The organism is Paraburkholderia sp. BL18I3N2 (assembly GCF_003001875.1).
Lineage (GTDB): Bacteria > Pseudomonadota > Gammaproteobacteria > Burkholderiales > Burkholderiaceae > Paraburkholderia > Paraburkholderia phytofirmans.
In genome coordinates this window covers 353,448-367,459 of record NZ_PVNC01000006.1, presented here as the reverse complement: position 1 = coordinate 367,459, position 14,012 = coordinate 353,448, and the positions used below count along the sequence as shown (strand labels likewise).

Sequence of the window (14,012 nt, the reverse complement as noted above, 5' to 3'; positions counted from 1 at the left end):
GAGTGGATCGAGCCGCTCAGGAGACGAACGGCAGCTTGCTATCGCGCGCCGCCGCGAGCATCGACAGTGTGATCTTGCGCACTTCCAGCTTGCTCTGCGTGATATGCGCGCGCAGCAGAATGATCGCCTCGGTCAGGCGGTTGCGTTCGATCAGGTTGAGCATGGTGGAATGCTCGTCGTAAGTGGCGCTGGTGCGGTGCGGTTTCAGAAAATCGAGCCGCCGCACGATGCGGATGCGCTCGGTCACTTCGTTATGCACGCGCAGCATTTCCATATTGCCCGTGGCGGCGACGAGTTGCCGGTGAAAGTTTTCGTCCATGCCGAACATTTTCACTGGATCGCTCTCGCGCAACTCGGGCGCCACGCACCAGACCGCCTTCAATTCCTCGACGGCCGCATGCGCGGCGTCACCGCCCGCGCCCAGCCGCTCCACCGCCGCGACTTCCAGCACGATACGCAAATCGTAGAGTTGATCGAGCTGATCGAAGTTGATCGGCGAGACTTTCCAGCCGCGCCGGAAGCCAACTTCCAGGTAGCCTTCGCGTTGCAGACGGAACAGGCCGTCGCGCATCGGCGTGCGTGACACGCCGTAGTGTTGCGCGATGCCGTTTTCGGAAAAGCGATCGCCGGGAAACAGGCGAAAGCTGAAGATATCGGTCTTGAGCTGCTGGTACACCTGCTCGGCAAGCGGATTGGCCGCGGCCGGCGTGGCAGGCGTCTCCTGCATGCCGGATGCGGCTGGCGTCTCCAGCAGATTCGTCGGGTCGTCGTTCATGATGCCAGGGTCCCTTTTTTCTTATTATCGGCGTTTCATGGGCCGGCCGGAGAATTGATCAGGCTCACGTGCGCGGCGACGATCTTCCAGCCTTCATCGGGACTGAGTCTCGCCCAGGTTTGCATCTGGCGGCCGAGCAGATGCGTGGCGTCGCTGGTGAACTCGGTGCTGACGGTGGCGAAGTCCGTTCCGAAGGTCGTCACCACGGTGCGATGCAGTTTGCGCGACTTCGGCACCGGCTCGCAGTGCTCGCGCCACGCACGGATCGCCTCGCCACCGTGCTGCATTTCAGCGATGCCGTAGCGCACGGTTTCCGGCGTGTGCCAGAACAGCGCGTTCATCGCCGCGACGTCGTTATCGACCAGCGCGCGCTCGTATTCGATGAACGCCGCGTGGACCTGTGCCACGATTTCGGACTGGTTTATTTCCATGCCTGGGTCGTCTCGCCGGTTTTGATCAATGAAGCAAAGGGCGCGGTCCAGCCGACAATGCCGCCCTGCGAGCGCACCATCTCGAGCGTCGCCTGTTTGAAGGCGGGGAAATAGCTCGCGGTGGCGTCCTCGATCAGCAGGCTGTCGTAGCCTCGGTCGTTGGCTTCGCGCATCGACGTTTGCACGCACACTTCGGTGGTCACGCCGGCGAACACCAGATGCGTGACGCCGCGCATCGCGAGTTCTTCGCCGAGGCGGGTCGCATGGAACGCGCCTTTGCCGGGTTTGTCGATCACCAGTTCGCCGGCAAGCGGCGCGAGCGGTTCGATGATCGCATTGCCGGGCTCGCCGCGAATCAGAATGCGGCCCATCGGCCCGGCGTCGCCGATGCGCGCATTCGGCGCGCCGCGCAGACGTTTGGCCGGCGGACAGTCGGACAGATCTGGAGCGTGCGATTCACGCGTATGCACGACGAACCAGTGGTGCTTGCGCGCGAAGGCGAGCAACGCGGCTACTGTCGGCACGATGTCCGCGAGCAGCGAAACGTCGTTGCCGAGCGATTCGCCGAAGCCGCCCGGCTCGATGAAATCGCGCTGCATGTCGATCACGACCAGCGCGGTTTTCGCGGAGTCGATGCTGAACGGGCCGGGTTGGGCGTCGATGGTCAGCGTGTTAGTCGGTGTCATCCAATGGCTTCCCTGAGTTTTTCGGCGGGCGCGGCGGGTTGCATCGGCGTGTCGCCGTGGCCGGCCATATGCTGGCCGAGCACCGTGCGATCCGCGTGTGCCGCCGGGGTTTCGTACACCAGCTCGCCCTCGGCGATCACCATGATGCGGTCAGCGAGTTCGAGCAGTTCGTCGAGGTCTTCGCTGACCAGCAGCACGGCCGCGCCCGCATCGCGCGCGGCCATCAGACGCGCATGGATATCGGCCACGGATGCGAAGTCGAGACCGAACACGGGATTGGCGACGATCAGCACATCCACCGGCTGTCCGAGTTCGCGCGCCAGCACCGCGCGTTGCACGTTGCCGCCCGAGAGCGTACCGATCGCGCGCTCCGGCACCGGCGGGCGCACGTTGAATTCGCCGATCAACTGCGTAGCACGCGCGCGCATGGCGCGGCGATCGAGCCACCAGCCGCCGCGCCGCAACGGCTCACGGTCGAAGTCGCGCAGCGCGAGATTCTGCGCCACGCTCATGGCGCCGACGCAGGCGTTTTTCAGCGGCTCTTCGGGGATCGCGAAGACCCGCCGTTGCGTCATCTGCTCGCGCGTCGCCTGGTACGGCTTGCCGGCCACCCGCATGTCGCCGGTTTTAACGCGACGCTGGCCGACCAGTGCTTCCACCAGTTCCTTTTGACCGTTACCGGAGACGCCCGCAAGCCCGAGGATTTCGCCCGCGCGCACGGAGAGCGTCGCGTGCTTCACCGCCGTGTGGCCGCGATCGTCTTCCACGGATACATCGCGTAGGGCAAGGCGCACCTGGGCCGATTCAGCGAGCGGTTTGCGCTGGACGCGCTCCTCTGTCACCGCGGCCATGACCGGCGCATCGCTCGTTGCCACCGTGCCCATCATCCATGCGGCGAGTTCGTCGCGGCTGGTGTTCGCCACCGCGCTGGTGCCGACCTGGCGCCCCTTGCGCAACACGGTGACGTCGTCCGCGTAGGCCATCACTTCGCGGAACTTGTGCGTGATCATCAGCACAGTCAGCTCGCCGCGTGTGGTCAGCTCGCGCATCAGGCCGAGGACTTCGTCGGCTTCCTGCGGCGTCAGCACGGAAGTCGGTTCGTCGAGTATCAGGAAGCGTTGCCGCAAGTAGAGTTGCTTGAGGATTTCGAGCTTCTGCTTTTCACCCGCGGCAAGTGCCGCAACCGGCGCGTCGAGCGGCAAGCGGAACGGCATGCGCTGCATGAACGCCAGCAGCGCGGCGCGTTCCGCTTTCCAGTCGATTTTCCACGGCATCCGGCCGCGCGCAAGCAGCAGGTTTTCTTCCACAGACAACCCCGAGGCCAGCGTGAAATGCTGATACACCATGCCGATGCCGAGCGCTTGTGCATCACGCGGCGAGTGGATATGCACTTCGCGGCCGTCGGCGGCGATCTGTCCGTCGTCGAGCACGCCGTAGCCGACCAGGCCCTTCACGAGCGTGCTCTTGCCCGCGCCGTTCTCGCCGAGCAGCGCGTGGATCGTGCCGGCCTCGACCTTGATCGAAACGTCGTCCAGCGCGCGAAACGCGCCGAACGATTTGCTCGCATGCATGACTTCAACACCGAGAGCTTGCCGTACGGTCGACATGATCATCCACCTAGCGTTAGCAGCAAAGCGCCGGAGTCCGACACCGTGCCGAACACGCCGCCTTGCATCGTGATCATGTGCAAGGCGGCGTCGTGATTGCTTTTGTCGGTCGCGCCGCAGCAGTCGGCGAGCACCGTGCATTCGAAACCGCGGTCGTTGGCTTCGCGCATTGTCGTGTGCACGCAGACGTCGGTCGTGATACCGGTCAGAATCAGATTCTCGATGCCGCGCGTGCGCAGGATCAGTTCGAGATCGGTCGCGCAGAACGAGCCCTTGCCGGGCTTGTCGATCACGATCTCGCCCGCGAGCGGCTTCAGTTCGTCGATGATGTCCCAGCCCGGTTCACCGCGCACGAGGATCTTGCCGCACGGACCGTCGTCGCCGATGCCCACGCCGTCGGTGCCCGCGCGACGGCTGCGCCAGCGCTTGTTGGCGGGCAGATCGGAGAGATCGGGACGATGGCCTTCGCGCGTGTGAATGATCGTTAAGCCCTGCTCGCGCATCGTCTTCAGCACGCGTTTGATCGGCTCGATCGGCGCGCGCGTGAGCGAGAGATCGTAGCCCATCTTGTCGACATAGCCGCCGTGGCCGCAGAAATCCGTCTGCATGTCGATGATCACGAGCGCGGTGTTCTCCGGGCGCAGGTTGCCGTCGTAGGGCCACGGGTAGGGTCTCGCTTCAATGAATCGGGTCATGGTCTACGTGTCCTGAGTTAGGTTCGAGAGAATCGGCAAATTCCGCGATCGTGTCGGCATGTCAGCGCGTCAGGCTCAGCTCACCAGGCGCGCCCGCCAGCGTGCGATCCGGACGGCAGTTGATGATCATGATCACGAGCGTCAACACATACGGCGCGGCGTTATAGAGGTAGTAGCCGCTCGTCACGCCGATAGCCTGCAACGCCGGGCCGAGCGCGCCCGCGGCGCCGAACAGCAACGCGGCCCATAGGCAGCGCAACGGCTGCCAGCGCGCGAAGATCACCAGCGCGACGGCCATCAACCCCTGACCGCTGGAGAGCCCTTCGTTCCAGCTCCCCGGATACACGAGCGACAGATAAGCACCGCCCACGCCCGCGAACACGCCGCCCACCGCAGTCGCCGCGATCCGCACACGCGTGAGCGGATAGCCCATCGCCCGCGCCGTTTCCGCGTGGTCGCCGACGAGCCGCAGCACCATGCCCCAGCGCGTATTGCGCAAGCCCCATTGCAGAACGAACGCGAGCGCCACGCCGATCACGAACAGCAGGTTCAGATGCAGTGCGTTATGCAATTGCGGCGACGAACTCCACGCGCCGAGGTCGATGAACGGCAGCATCGGCGCTTGAGGTTCGATAAACGGTTTGCCGAGATAGAACGCGAGGCCGGTGCCGAGCAGCATCAACGCGATACCGAAGGCGATATCCGACACGCGCGGCAACGAGCACACGAGACCGTGCAGGCAACCGAGCAGCAAGCCGACCGAACCCGCGGCAAGCACGCCGATCCACGGCGAGCCGCTCAGAAAGGCGCCCGCATAACCGCTCATCGCGCCGGACACGAGAATGCCTTCCAGGCCGAGATTCACGCGGCCGCCCTTCTCGGTCAGACACTCGCCGAGACTGACGAACAGATAAGGCGTGCTGACGCGGATCGCTCCGGCGAACAGAGACAGCAACAGAATGACGATGGGCGAGTGCATATCAGGCATGGGTCTGCTCCAGTTGCACGGGAAGATCGGTCTGCGCAATGGCATGCAACTTCACGCGCCATGCGGCGATGCGGCCGCCGAGCGCTTCCCACGCGAGCAGGTTGGCGAACAGCAGCCCTTGAAGGACGAGCGTGGTGGCGTCGGGCAGATCGAGGCGCCGTTGCAGCAGACTGCCGCTCGCCTCGATGCCGCCGATCATCAACGCGCACGCGATGATCGCAAGCGGGTTCTGGCGCGCCGCGAAGGCGACGAGAATGCCCGCGTAACCGTAGCCCGCGAGCAGCGACGCGTTCGCGCTGCCCTGCACCGCTGCCACTTCGAACATGCCGCCGAGGCCGGCTGCGGCGCCGCCCAGCACGCACGCCGTGAGCGCGAGCATATTGACCGGCAAGCCGACCAGACGCGCCGCGCGATTGCTGCCGCCCACCACGCGCATCGCAAACCCTTTGGTGCTGAACTTCACGAACACCCACGCCGCGATGCATGCAACGACGCCCCAGAACAGGCCCCAATGCGTATCGAGTCCAGGAATCGAGCCGATCATCATCGCGTCGGGCACGGGCAGCGTCGACGGCTTGTTCAGGCTTGCCGGATCGCGCAACGGCCCTTCCACCAGATGCTTGAATACCGCAATCGCGATATACGACATCAGCAGGCTGCTGATGGTCTCGTTGACACCGCGCCATTGCCGCAACGCGCCGACCGCGCCGATCCAGACGCCGCCGGCGAGCATGCCGGCAAGCGCCATCAACGGTGTGGCGATGAGCCAGGGCGTGTTATGCGGCAGCATCTGCGGGACGATGGCGGCGCACATGCCGCCGAGCGCGAGTGCGCCCTCGCCGCCGATCACGATCAGGCCGACCTGTGCGGGCAATGCGACACACAGGGCCGTGAGCATCAACGGCGCGGCGCGCAGCAACGTGCTTTGCCACGCGAACGAGGAACCGAACGCGCCCTGGAAAATCAGCGCGATCGCGTCGGGCGCCGGCTGTCCCTGCGCCAGCAGAAACAGCGAGAACAGCAGCAAGGTGCCGAGCACCGCCAGCACGGTCGGCAGCGCGGGCAGGAACGAGAGCATCACTCTCGCGGCAGAGGCATTGGGGCGCATCACGGCTCCTTGATTGAAGCGAACATCGCCGTCACCGGAATCAGATCTGGCCGACGACGCCCGCGACCAGATAGTTCATGCTCTCCAGCGTGTAGTCGGTCTGACTGTGACTCGCGCCCGAGGCGATCGCCGTGCCGCCCTTGTTGTCCTTCATCGGGCCTTTGAAGATCACGAAGTTGCCGGCCACCATGCTGCTTCTGATCGAGTCGGCGTTCTGCTTCGCGGCGGCCGTGACCTTCGCGCCGTACGGCGACATCTTCACGAAGCCTTCTTTCAGGCCGCCGCGCAAGACGTTGGGTTGCGGCGTGCCGGCTTGCGCGCCCGTCACCAGTTGCTTGTACGGCGTCGCCCAATCCCATTCCGCGCCGGTCAGATAACCCTTGGGCGCGAGCGCGGCCTGACTCGCGTGGTAGCCGCAACTCATCGCACCGCGTTTTTCCGCCGTCTCGACTACCACCTTCGGACCGTCCACGTGACAGGTCAGCACGTCGCAACCCTGATCGACGAGACTGTTGGTGGCTTCGGCTTCCTTCACCGGCATCGACCAGTCGCCCGTGAAAATCACCTGCGTAGTGATGGACGGATCGACCGACTGCGCGCCGAGCGTGAACGAATTGATGTTGCGCAGCACCTGCGGAATCGGCTTGGCCGCGACGAAGCCGAGCTTCTTGCTCTTCGTCATATGGCCGGCGACCACGCCGTTCAGGTACTGGCATTCGTCGATATAGCCGAAGTAGCTGGTGATGTTCGACGGGTTGCCCTGCTTCCACAAACCGCCGCAATGAGCGAATCGCACCTTCGGATACTTCGCCGCCATCTTTAGCACGTGCGGGTCGAAGTAGCCGAACGAGGTCGCGAAGATCAGCGTGGCGCCGTCCTGTTCGATCATCGCTTCCATGGTCTTTTGCACGGCGATGGTCTCGGGCACGTTCTCTTCTTCCACCACCTTCACGTCGGGCATCTTCTTGATTACGGCGGCGGCTTGCGCCTGCGCCTGGTTGTAGCCGTAGTCGCCGCGCGCGCCGACGTAAATCACGCCGACGGTGGTCTTCGGCGCGGCGAACACCGACTGGATGGGCAGAATATTGCCGAGCGTCAACAGGCTGGCGCTCTTGATGAAATGGCGGCGGCTGGTCATGGTGTCCAATTCCTGATCGAAGGTTAAAGAGCGTTGGCCTGGGGATCGGTTTGCGGGTCGGCCTCGAGGCTGGCGAGGTACGCGAGCCAGCCGCCGAACGACGTGATGTCGCGCGCGCCGCTGTCCTCGCTCACCGCCGACGGCTCGCAGATGAAGCCTTTCACGCTGTCGCCGTCGGCGAGTTGCAACGTGCCGATGCCGAGCGGCGCGGGTACGTCGGCGACGAATTGGCCGAAGCTGCGCAGCGGCACTTCCCAGAGTTCGATGGCGATCGGCTGGCCTTGCTGTTCCGTTGAACGCACGAGGCCGGGCTTCGGCGGCTGGGTGTTGGCGAGCGCGTAGAGCTTGTAGCCTGGTGCGGTGTGTGTCGCTTTCGCGAAACGCGCGCCGGCTTGCTGGAGTTGCCAGTTCAACGGCTGGCCGCGCAGATGCGCGCCGACCACCGCGAGGGTGACGGTGGGTTCCTGAAACGGCAGCGGCTGGATGAGCGTGGTTGTTGTTACGGCCTCCGCGGTTTCGGTGCCATTCGCGAACAACGCCTGAATCCGCGCGCCCAGTTCGGCGAGGCGCCGGTCCGCGCCGCTCGGCGCGATCAGCGTCACGCCGGCCGGCAAGCCGTCGCTGCGCCGCTGACACGGCACGGCCAGCGCGCACAGATCGAGCAGGTTGACGAAGTTGGTGTAGTAGCCGAGCTGGCTGTTCAATTCGATGGGATTGGCCTGCACGTCGGCGATCAACGGATGAGTCGGCGTGGTGGGCACGATCAGGATGTCGATGGTTTCGAAGAGCGCTTCGGCATGGCGTTTCAGATCGGCCAGAGCGTACTGGCCGTTAAAGGCATCGGCGGCGCTGAACTGCTCGGCCTTGCCGATCACCTTGGCCACGACCGCATCGATCACCTGGCGACGGGTTTCGAAAAACGTGCCGAGCGCCGCGCGCCGTTCCGCGACCCACGGGCCGTCGTAGAGCAACGCCGAGACCGCTTTGAGCGGTTCGAAGTCGATTGCTTGCGTCGGCAGATGCAGATGCGTGGTGAGCGTGTCGAGCGCGGTTGCAAACGCCCGGCTCGCGATGGCGTCGCCATAGAACTCCAATCGCTCCGGCACGCCGATGCGCGGAGCCGAACGCAGCAGGCCAAGGCTCGGCACCTTGCGCGAGTAGCCGTCGAGCGAATCGAAGCAGGCCATTTCGCAGAGCACGCGCCAAGCGTCGTCGACATCGTGCGCAAAGACGGAGATCGTGTCGAGGCTTCGGCACGCGGGCACCACGCCACGTTTGCTGACCAGTCCCAGCGAAGGTTTCAGACCGGCCAGCCCGTTGAATCCGGCCGGCACGCGGCCAGAGCCCGCGGTGTCGGTGCCGAGCGAAAACGCCACGCAACCCGCCGCCACCGCGACCGCCGAGCCCGAACTCGAACCACCCGACACGCGCAGCGGCGACTCGCTGTGCCGCACGGCGCCATACGGCGAACGCGCGCCGACAAGGCCGGTGGCGAACTGATCGAGATTGGTCTTGCCGACCAGGATGGCGCCGGCGTCGATGAGCCGCTGCACGGCGAACGCCGACGTGTCCGGCGTGTAGGCGAAAGAGTCGCAAGCGGCCGTAGTCGGCAAGCCGGCGACGTCGATGTTGTCCTTGACGGCGAACGGCACGCCAAAGAGCGGCATGTGCTCGAACACCGCAGTGCCCTGCGCTTCGTATAGCGCTTCGAGCGCCTTCGCGCGAGCCTGCACGTCGGCTACAGGCACACGCAGAATCCAGGCTTCCGGGCGGTCGCTGGCTTCGATTCGCGCCAGCGCCGACGATACGGCTTCAGTCGGCGTGAGGCTGCCTGCCGCGTATGCCGCGAGCAGGCCGTTGACCGTCATGGGTGAAGAAATTGGCACCTGTTTTTCCTTGAGTTCAATCTTGAATACAAGTTTGGACTCAAATTAGCAGGAGCTATGCCAAGTGTTTATTCAACTCGATAAACCGCCTCGAACCCTTGCTGGGCGGGGCTTTTACGTCCCTGCCGACGCGCGCGAAGCGCGGCCGGAAACGCCCCGCTCCGCGCTGCCCATGGTGCAGCGCTCACCAACTCGGGGCTCACGCGCCCCGGATTCGCGCCGACGCACGCTTGGGCAACGCGGGCTACGATGCGGGGGCCACCACGAACGCGCGCACCATCTCATGCGCCTGAGCTTTGTGATCTCCCTGCCACTGCGCGGCGAGCATGTCGGTGTTGAAAATGCGCGACAACGTATAAGCATTCGACTTGTGGAACGAGCACAGACTCACCAGCGCCACGTACAGATGCAACGGGTCCATGCCCTTGCGCAACGAGCCGTCGTCCTCGCCACGCGCGATCACCGTGCGCAAAAGCGTCAGCACCGGCGACGACATTTCCGGAATCGCGCTCGAACGTTTCATCACGCGGGCGCGGTTCAGGTTCTCGAATGAGAGCAGCTTCGACAGTTCGGGATGCGCAGCGAAGTGTCCTTCGATGAAATCGTAAAGCTGCACAATGGCCGTGACCGGATCGATCTGATCGACATCCAGCTTGAGCTTCAGCTCGGCTTCCCGCAGCCGCCCCAGCACGAACTCGAGCACTTCCAGATAGAGCGCTTCCTTGCCGCCGAAGTAGTGATAGATCATCCGGATGTTGACCTTCGAGCGGCTCGCGATCGTCTCTACTCGCGCGCCGCTCAGGCCTTTGTCGGAGAACTCCGCGATCGCAATTTTGAAGATGCGCTGACGGGTCGCCGCCGCGAGCTTTTGACGCTGGGTCGTGGGCTCGGTCGAAGCAGCGGCGGATACAGCGGAAACCGATCGGGCTGAAGCACGTGTCATAAGGATGGAGAGCGTGGCGTCAAGTGGATGCGTGGCGATGCGTAACTACCGGCAGTAACTACCGGCAGTAACTACCGGCAGTAACTACCGGCAGTAACTACCGGCATTGTAAGCGCGGCCTCAGCGGCGAAACGGCTGGGTGAGCGCGAGCGGCGCGGTTTGCCGGCCGATCAGCCCGGCCACCGCGATCAGCGCGAGCAGATAAGGCAGCATCACCAGCAGCGCGGTCGGCACCTGCACGCCGATCAACGGCAACTGAAACTGCAGTGCGCTCGCGGCGCCGAACAGCAGACACGCACACACCGTGCGGCCGATCTTCCAGTTACCGAAGATGATCGCGGCAATCGCCAGATAGCCGGCTCCGCTCGTCATCCCTTCGGTAAAGGTGTGAATGTCGCCGATCGAAATGGAGCACCCCGCCGCGCCAGACATGACGCCGGAAAACAGCACCGCGCCATAGCGCAGACGTGTCACCGAGAGGCCCGATTGATCGACCGACCTGGGCGCCGCACCGACCGCGTGAAGCGCGACGCCGAGCGCGGTGTGCCGCATGACGAGCGAAGTCGCGAGCAGAATCGCGAGGCCGAGATAAACCAGCCACACCTGATGAAACACCGGCTCGCCGATCACGGGCAGCGTGCCGAGTCCTGGCGGCGACCAGCGCGCGAGCCCCGGAATCACCGCGCTCGAACGCTCGCCGAACAACTCCCGATAGGCGAGCGTCGTCGCGCCGAGCGCCAGAATATTGATGCCGATGCCGGTCACGATCTGATTGGCGCGCAGCGTCACGCTGAGGAACGCCTGCAGCAACGCGACCGGCAGCACGCCGAGCATGCCGATCGCGAGACCGAGCGTTGCGTTGCCCGTCGCCCATGCACCGGCCGCACCGAGAAACGCCCCCGAGAGCATCATGCCTTCAACGCTCATGTTGAGGACGCCTGCACGCTCGCTGATCAGCTCGCCGGTCGATGCCAGCATCAGCGGCGCCGCAAAACGGATCGACGAGCCGACGAAAACCGCCACGAATTCCGCGTTCATCAGCGTGCTCCTTTGGGTTCGAGCCACAACGAACCGCCGGCCAGCGCGACGATCACGATGCCCTGCACCACCAGCACCAGCGCCGACGGCACCGACGCGACCATTTCCATGTTGATGCCGCCCGAGCGCAGAAAGCCGAACAGCAGCGCCGCCGCGCAGACGCCGGTGATCGAACCGCGCGCGAGCAAACCGACCACGAGGCCGTCGAAACCGTAGCCCGATGAAAAGCCCGCTTTCAGCGAGTACTGATCGCCTTGCAGCATCAACGCACCGGCGAGACCACCTAGCGCGCCGGCCAGCGCCAACGCGCCGACGATGGTGGAGGTAATCGGCATGCCGGCGCGCCGTGCGGCCAGCGCGTTCAAACCGACCGCGCGCAGATGCATGCCGAAGCGGCTATACACCAGCACGAGCGCCACCGCGATACACAGCACGACGGTGATGGGCAAGCCGATGTGCAATCCCGTCGAACTCGAACTGGCGAGCAACGGCAGCCTGGTCGAATCGGGAATATCCAGCGATTCCGGCAGCGTGGCCGCGTTGCTCATCGGCTGGCGCAGCAGCGCTTCCGATTGCACGCACCAGTAAAGAAACCAAACGGCGATGAACGTCAGCAGCAGTGTGCTGATCACCTCGTTGGTGCCGGCGCGCGCTTTCAGCCAGCCGGGAATTGCGCCCCACGTGGCGCCCGCCAAGGCCGCCGCCAGCATCGGCACGATGAACGGCAGGCCGAGCGGCAGATGCGCGACGTGGCCATACAGACTAACCGCGGTGGCGGCGATGCCGCCCATCGCGATCTGCCCTTCGCCGCCCACATTGGTCAACTGCGCGCGATTGGCCAGCACGAAGCCGCTGCCGACCAGCGCGAACACCAGGCTGCGATTGATCGACGCGCCGATCGCGTACGGCGAGCCCCACGCACCGTCGGCGAACGCGGCCATGGCGTCGCCGAGCGGCACGTGGACGATGGCAATCAGCGCCATGGCCGCGACAATCGCGACGAGCGCCGCGCCGCTTAGCACCGCGGCGGTTCTCATCCGCCGCGAACCACGCCAGCCGGCGCGGGAAAATGGACTCGATAAAGTGCTCATGCTGTCTGCCCTGCCATCCATGCGCCAATGCGCTCGCGTTGAAGATTGAGTTGCGACGCCTCCGGCACGCAGGTGCCCATGATGCGGCCGCGATACATGACGAGGACGCGGTCGGCCACCGCCATCAGTTCGTCGAGTTCGGAAGAGATCAGCAGCACGCCGACGCCTGCGTCGCGTGCCGCGCGGATATGGTCGTAGACCGCGGCCACCGCGCCGACGTCGAGCCCGCGCGTAGGCTGCGCGGCCACCAGCACGGCCAGGCCGTCGAGCGTGAGTTCGCGCGCCAGCACCGCTTTCTGCTGATTGCCGCCGGAGAGGCCGCGAAATGCGACATCGGGACTCGCGGCGCGCACGTCGAAGCGCTGCATCAGCGCGCGCGCATCGCGGCGCATCGCGCGACGCCGCATGAAGCCGCGCCGCGAGTAGTCGTCGAGCCGGTTGAGAAAGAGGTTCTCAGTCAGACTCATGCCGGCCACGCAACCAACCGCGTGGCGATCTTCCGGCACCACGCCGACACCCGCCCTGGTCAAGGTTTGCGGTGCAGCCTGAGTGCAGTCCTTGCCCTGCACGAAGAAGCGCCCCGCGCTCGCCTTCTGCATTCCCGCGAGCACCGCGCCGAGTTCGCTCTGCCCGTTACCTTCCACGCCCGCAATGCCGACGATCTCACCGCGGTTGACCACCAGCGTGCAGTCTTCGAGACGTGTCACGCCGTCGGCGTCGCGCACCGTGAGTCCGTCGATCTGCAAGGCTTCGTCGGCGAGCGGACGGGTGTAGGGCGACGTGCTGCGGGTTGCTGAACGCGGCGTGGCGGTCGCATTGGAATCCGCGGCGGCGCCTTGATCCGTACTGTCCGGACGCTGGATCATCGCGCGCACGAGTGCGTCGACATCGGCGGACGGCGTGCTCGAACGGGCCACCACACGGCCGCCTTGCAGCACCGTCGCGCGGCTTGCGATACGGCGGATCTCGGCCAGCTTGTGCGTCACCAGCACGACCGCGCAGCCGCGCGCGACCACGCGGGAGCACGTGTCGAGCAGCGCATCGATTTCAGCGGGCAACAGCACGGCCGTTGGTTCATCCAGCACCAGCAGACGCGGCTCGCGAATCAAACACTTGACGATCTCGACGCGCTGCTTTTCACCCACAGAGAGATCGGCGACCCGCGCATCCGGATCGAGCGCGAGCCCGAGTTCCGCCACCAGCGCACGCACGCGCTGCGCCTCACGTTTGCGATCGAGCCAGCCGCGCACCTGTCCGAGCAGCAGGTTATCGAGCACGCTCACGTCTTCGACGAGGCTGAAGTGCTGATGAACCATCGCGATGCCGTGCGTGAGCGCGTCGCGCGGACTATGCGGCTGGTACGGCGCGCCGTCGAGCCACATTGCGCCCGCGTCGGGCTGATGCACGCCGAACATCACGTTGCACAGCGTGGACTTGCCCGCGCCGTTTTCGCCGAGCAGGCAATGCACTTCGCCGGCGAAGAGTTCGAGCGAGACATCGGTCAACGCCTGAAACGCGCCGAAGCGTTTGACGATGCCGTCCATGCGCAGCACCGCCGCGCGCGGCGTGCTGGCGCTCAGGCGCGCATCGGAGTGCACGGTGGCAGAAGCGGAAGTCGCGTCCATG

General features: G+C 65.1%; 13 protein-coding genes. All 13 read right to left on the bottom strand.

What is annotated here, in order from left to right; all coding sequences use genetic code 11:
- Nucleotides 1–16: 16 nt before the first annotated feature.
- The 13 genes from B0G75_RS19430 to B0G75_RS19370 all read right to left on the bottom strand — a co-directional run bounded on the left by B0G75_RS19430 (nt 17) and on the right by B0G75_RS19370 (nt 14,011).
- On the bottom strand, nt 17–775 hold the full coding sequence (locus tag B0G75_RS19430) for a GntR family transcriptional regulator (protein WP_106308901.1): 759 nt from the start codon (nt 773–775) through the stop codon (nt 17–19).
- Between the two features lie 35 nt (nt 776–810).
- On the bottom strand, nt 811–1,206 hold the full coding sequence (hpxZ, locus tag B0G75_RS19425) for an oxalurate catabolism protein HpxZ (protein WP_106308898.1): 396 nt from the start codon (nt 1,204–1,206) through the stop codon (nt 811–813).
- A complete protein-coding gene (locus tag B0G75_RS19420; RefSeq protein ID WP_106308895.1) occupies nt 1,197–1,892 on the bottom strand; it encodes a cysteine hydrolase family protein in 696 nt (231 codons plus the stop codon). The genes hpxZ and B0G75_RS19420 overlap by 10 nt, the downstream gene beginning before the upstream one ends.
- Entirely contained in the window at nt 1,889–3,499 is a 1,611-nt protein-coding gene (locus B0G75_RS19415) for an ABC transporter ATP-binding protein (protein ID WP_181309302.1), read from the bottom strand. The genes B0G75_RS19420 and B0G75_RS19415 overlap by 4 nt, the downstream gene beginning before the upstream one ends.
- A 2-nt stretch (nt 3,500–3,501) precedes the next feature.
- Nucleotides 3,502–4,194, bottom strand: a complete 693-nt coding sequence (locus B0G75_RS19410; RefSeq protein ID WP_106308892.1) for a cysteine hydrolase family protein — start codon at nt 4,192–4,194, stop codon at nt 3,502–3,504.
- Nucleotides 4,195–4,255: 61 nt separating this feature from the next.
- Complete coding sequence (locus B0G75_RS19405) at nt 4,256–5,182, bottom strand: ABC transporter permease (RefSeq protein WP_012427108.1); 927 nt, start codon at nt 5,180–5,182, stop codon at nt 4,256–4,258.
- Nucleotides 5,175–6,290 carry an ABC transporter permease gene (locus B0G75_RS19400; protein WP_106308889.1) on the bottom strand — a complete coding sequence of 372 codons (1,116 nt, stop codon included), beginning with the start codon at nt 6,288–6,290 and terminating at the stop codon, nt 5,175–5,177. Before B0G75_RS19400 ends, B0G75_RS19405 begins: the two co-directional genes overlap by 8 nt.
- Nucleotides 6,291–6,330: 40 nt before the next feature.
- Entirely contained in the window at nt 6,331–7,428 is a 1,098-nt protein-coding gene (locus tag B0G75_RS19395) for a BMP family ABC transporter substrate-binding protein (protein ID WP_012427110.1), read from the bottom strand.
- 23 nt (nt 7,429–7,451) lie between these two features.
- A complete protein-coding gene (gene atzF / locus B0G75_RS19390; protein WP_106308886.1) occupies nt 7,452–9,296 on the bottom strand; it encodes an allophanate hydrolase in 1,845 nt (614 codons plus the stop codon).
- 262 nt (nt 9,297–9,558) lie between these two features.
- A complete protein-coding gene (locus B0G75_RS19385; protein ID WP_106308883.1) occupies nt 9,559–10,257 on the bottom strand; it encodes a TetR/AcrR family transcriptional regulator in 699 nt (232 codons plus the stop codon).
- 120 nt (nt 10,258–10,377) lie between these two features.
- Nucleotides 10,378–11,295, bottom strand: coding sequence for an ABC transporter permease (locus B0G75_RS19380; RefSeq protein ID WP_106308880.1), 918 nt, complete (start codon nt 11,293–11,295; stop codon nt 10,378–10,380).
- Nucleotides 11,295–12,386 carry an ABC transporter permease gene (locus B0G75_RS19375; protein ID WP_106308877.1) on the bottom strand — a complete coding sequence of 364 codons (1,092 nt, stop codon included), beginning with the start codon at nt 12,384–12,386 and terminating at the stop codon, nt 11,295–11,297. Before B0G75_RS19375 ends, B0G75_RS19380 begins: the two co-directional genes overlap by 1 nt.
- Entirely contained in the window at nt 12,383–14,011 is a 1,629-nt protein-coding gene (locus B0G75_RS19370) for an ABC transporter ATP-binding protein (RefSeq protein WP_106308874.1), read from the bottom strand. Before B0G75_RS19370 ends, B0G75_RS19375 begins: the two co-directional genes overlap by 4 nt.
- Nucleotide 14,012: the final 1 nt, after the last annotated feature.

What these genes read in the sequence shown, in the direction of transcription:
- B0G75_RS19380 (WP_106308880.1), bottom strand. Translation starts at nt 11,295, where the DNA reads ATGAACGCGGAATTCGTGGCGGTTTTCGTCGGCTCGTCGATCCGTTTT.
- B0G75_RS19415 (WP_181309302.1), bottom strand. Translation starts at nt 3,499, where the DNA reads ATGTCGACCGTACGGCAAGCTCTCGGTGTTGAAGTCATGCATGCGAGC.
- atzF (WP_106308886.1), bottom strand. Translation starts at nt 9,296, where the DNA reads ATGACGGTCAACGGCCTGCTCGCGGCATACGCGGCAGGCAGCCTCACG.
- B0G75_RS19430 (WP_106308901.1), bottom strand. Translation starts at nt 775, where the DNA reads ATGAACGACGACCCGACGAATCTGCTGGAGACGCCAGCCGCATCCGGC.
- B0G75_RS19420 (WP_106308895.1), bottom strand. Translation starts at nt 1,892, where the DNA reads ATGACACCGACTAACACGCTGACCATCGACGCCCAACCCGGCCCGTTC.
- B0G75_RS19405 (WP_012427108.1), bottom strand. Translation starts at nt 5,182, where the DNA reads ATGCCTGATATGCACTCGCCCATCGTCATTCTGTTGCTGTCTCTGTTC.
- B0G75_RS19400 (WP_106308889.1), bottom strand. Translation starts at nt 6,290, where the DNA reads ATGCGCCCCAATGCCTCTGCCGCGAGAGTGATGCTCTCGTTCCTGCCC.
- B0G75_RS19375 (WP_106308877.1), bottom strand. Translation starts at nt 12,386, where the DNA reads ATGAGCACTTTATCGAGTCCATTTTCCCGCGCCGGCTGGCGTGGTTCG.
- B0G75_RS19370 (WP_106308874.1), bottom strand. Translation starts at nt 14,011, where the DNA reads ATGGACGCGACTTCCGCTTCTGCCACCGTGCACTCCGATGCGCGCCTG.
- B0G75_RS19385 (WP_106308883.1), bottom strand. Translation starts at nt 10,257, where the DNA reads ATGACACGTGCTTCAGCCCGATCGGTTTCCGCTGTATCCGCCGCTGCT.
- hpxZ (WP_106308898.1), bottom strand. Translation starts at nt 1,206, where the DNA reads ATGGAAATAAACCAGTCCGAAATCGTGGCACAGGTCCACGCGGCGTTC.
- B0G75_RS19410 (WP_106308892.1), bottom strand. Translation starts at nt 4,194, where the DNA reads ATGACCCGATTCATTGAAGCGAGACCCTACCCGTGGCCCTACGACGGC.
- B0G75_RS19395 (WP_012427110.1), bottom strand. Translation starts at nt 7,428, where the DNA reads ATGACCAGCCGCCGCCATTTCATCAAGAGCGCCAGCCTGTTGACGCTC.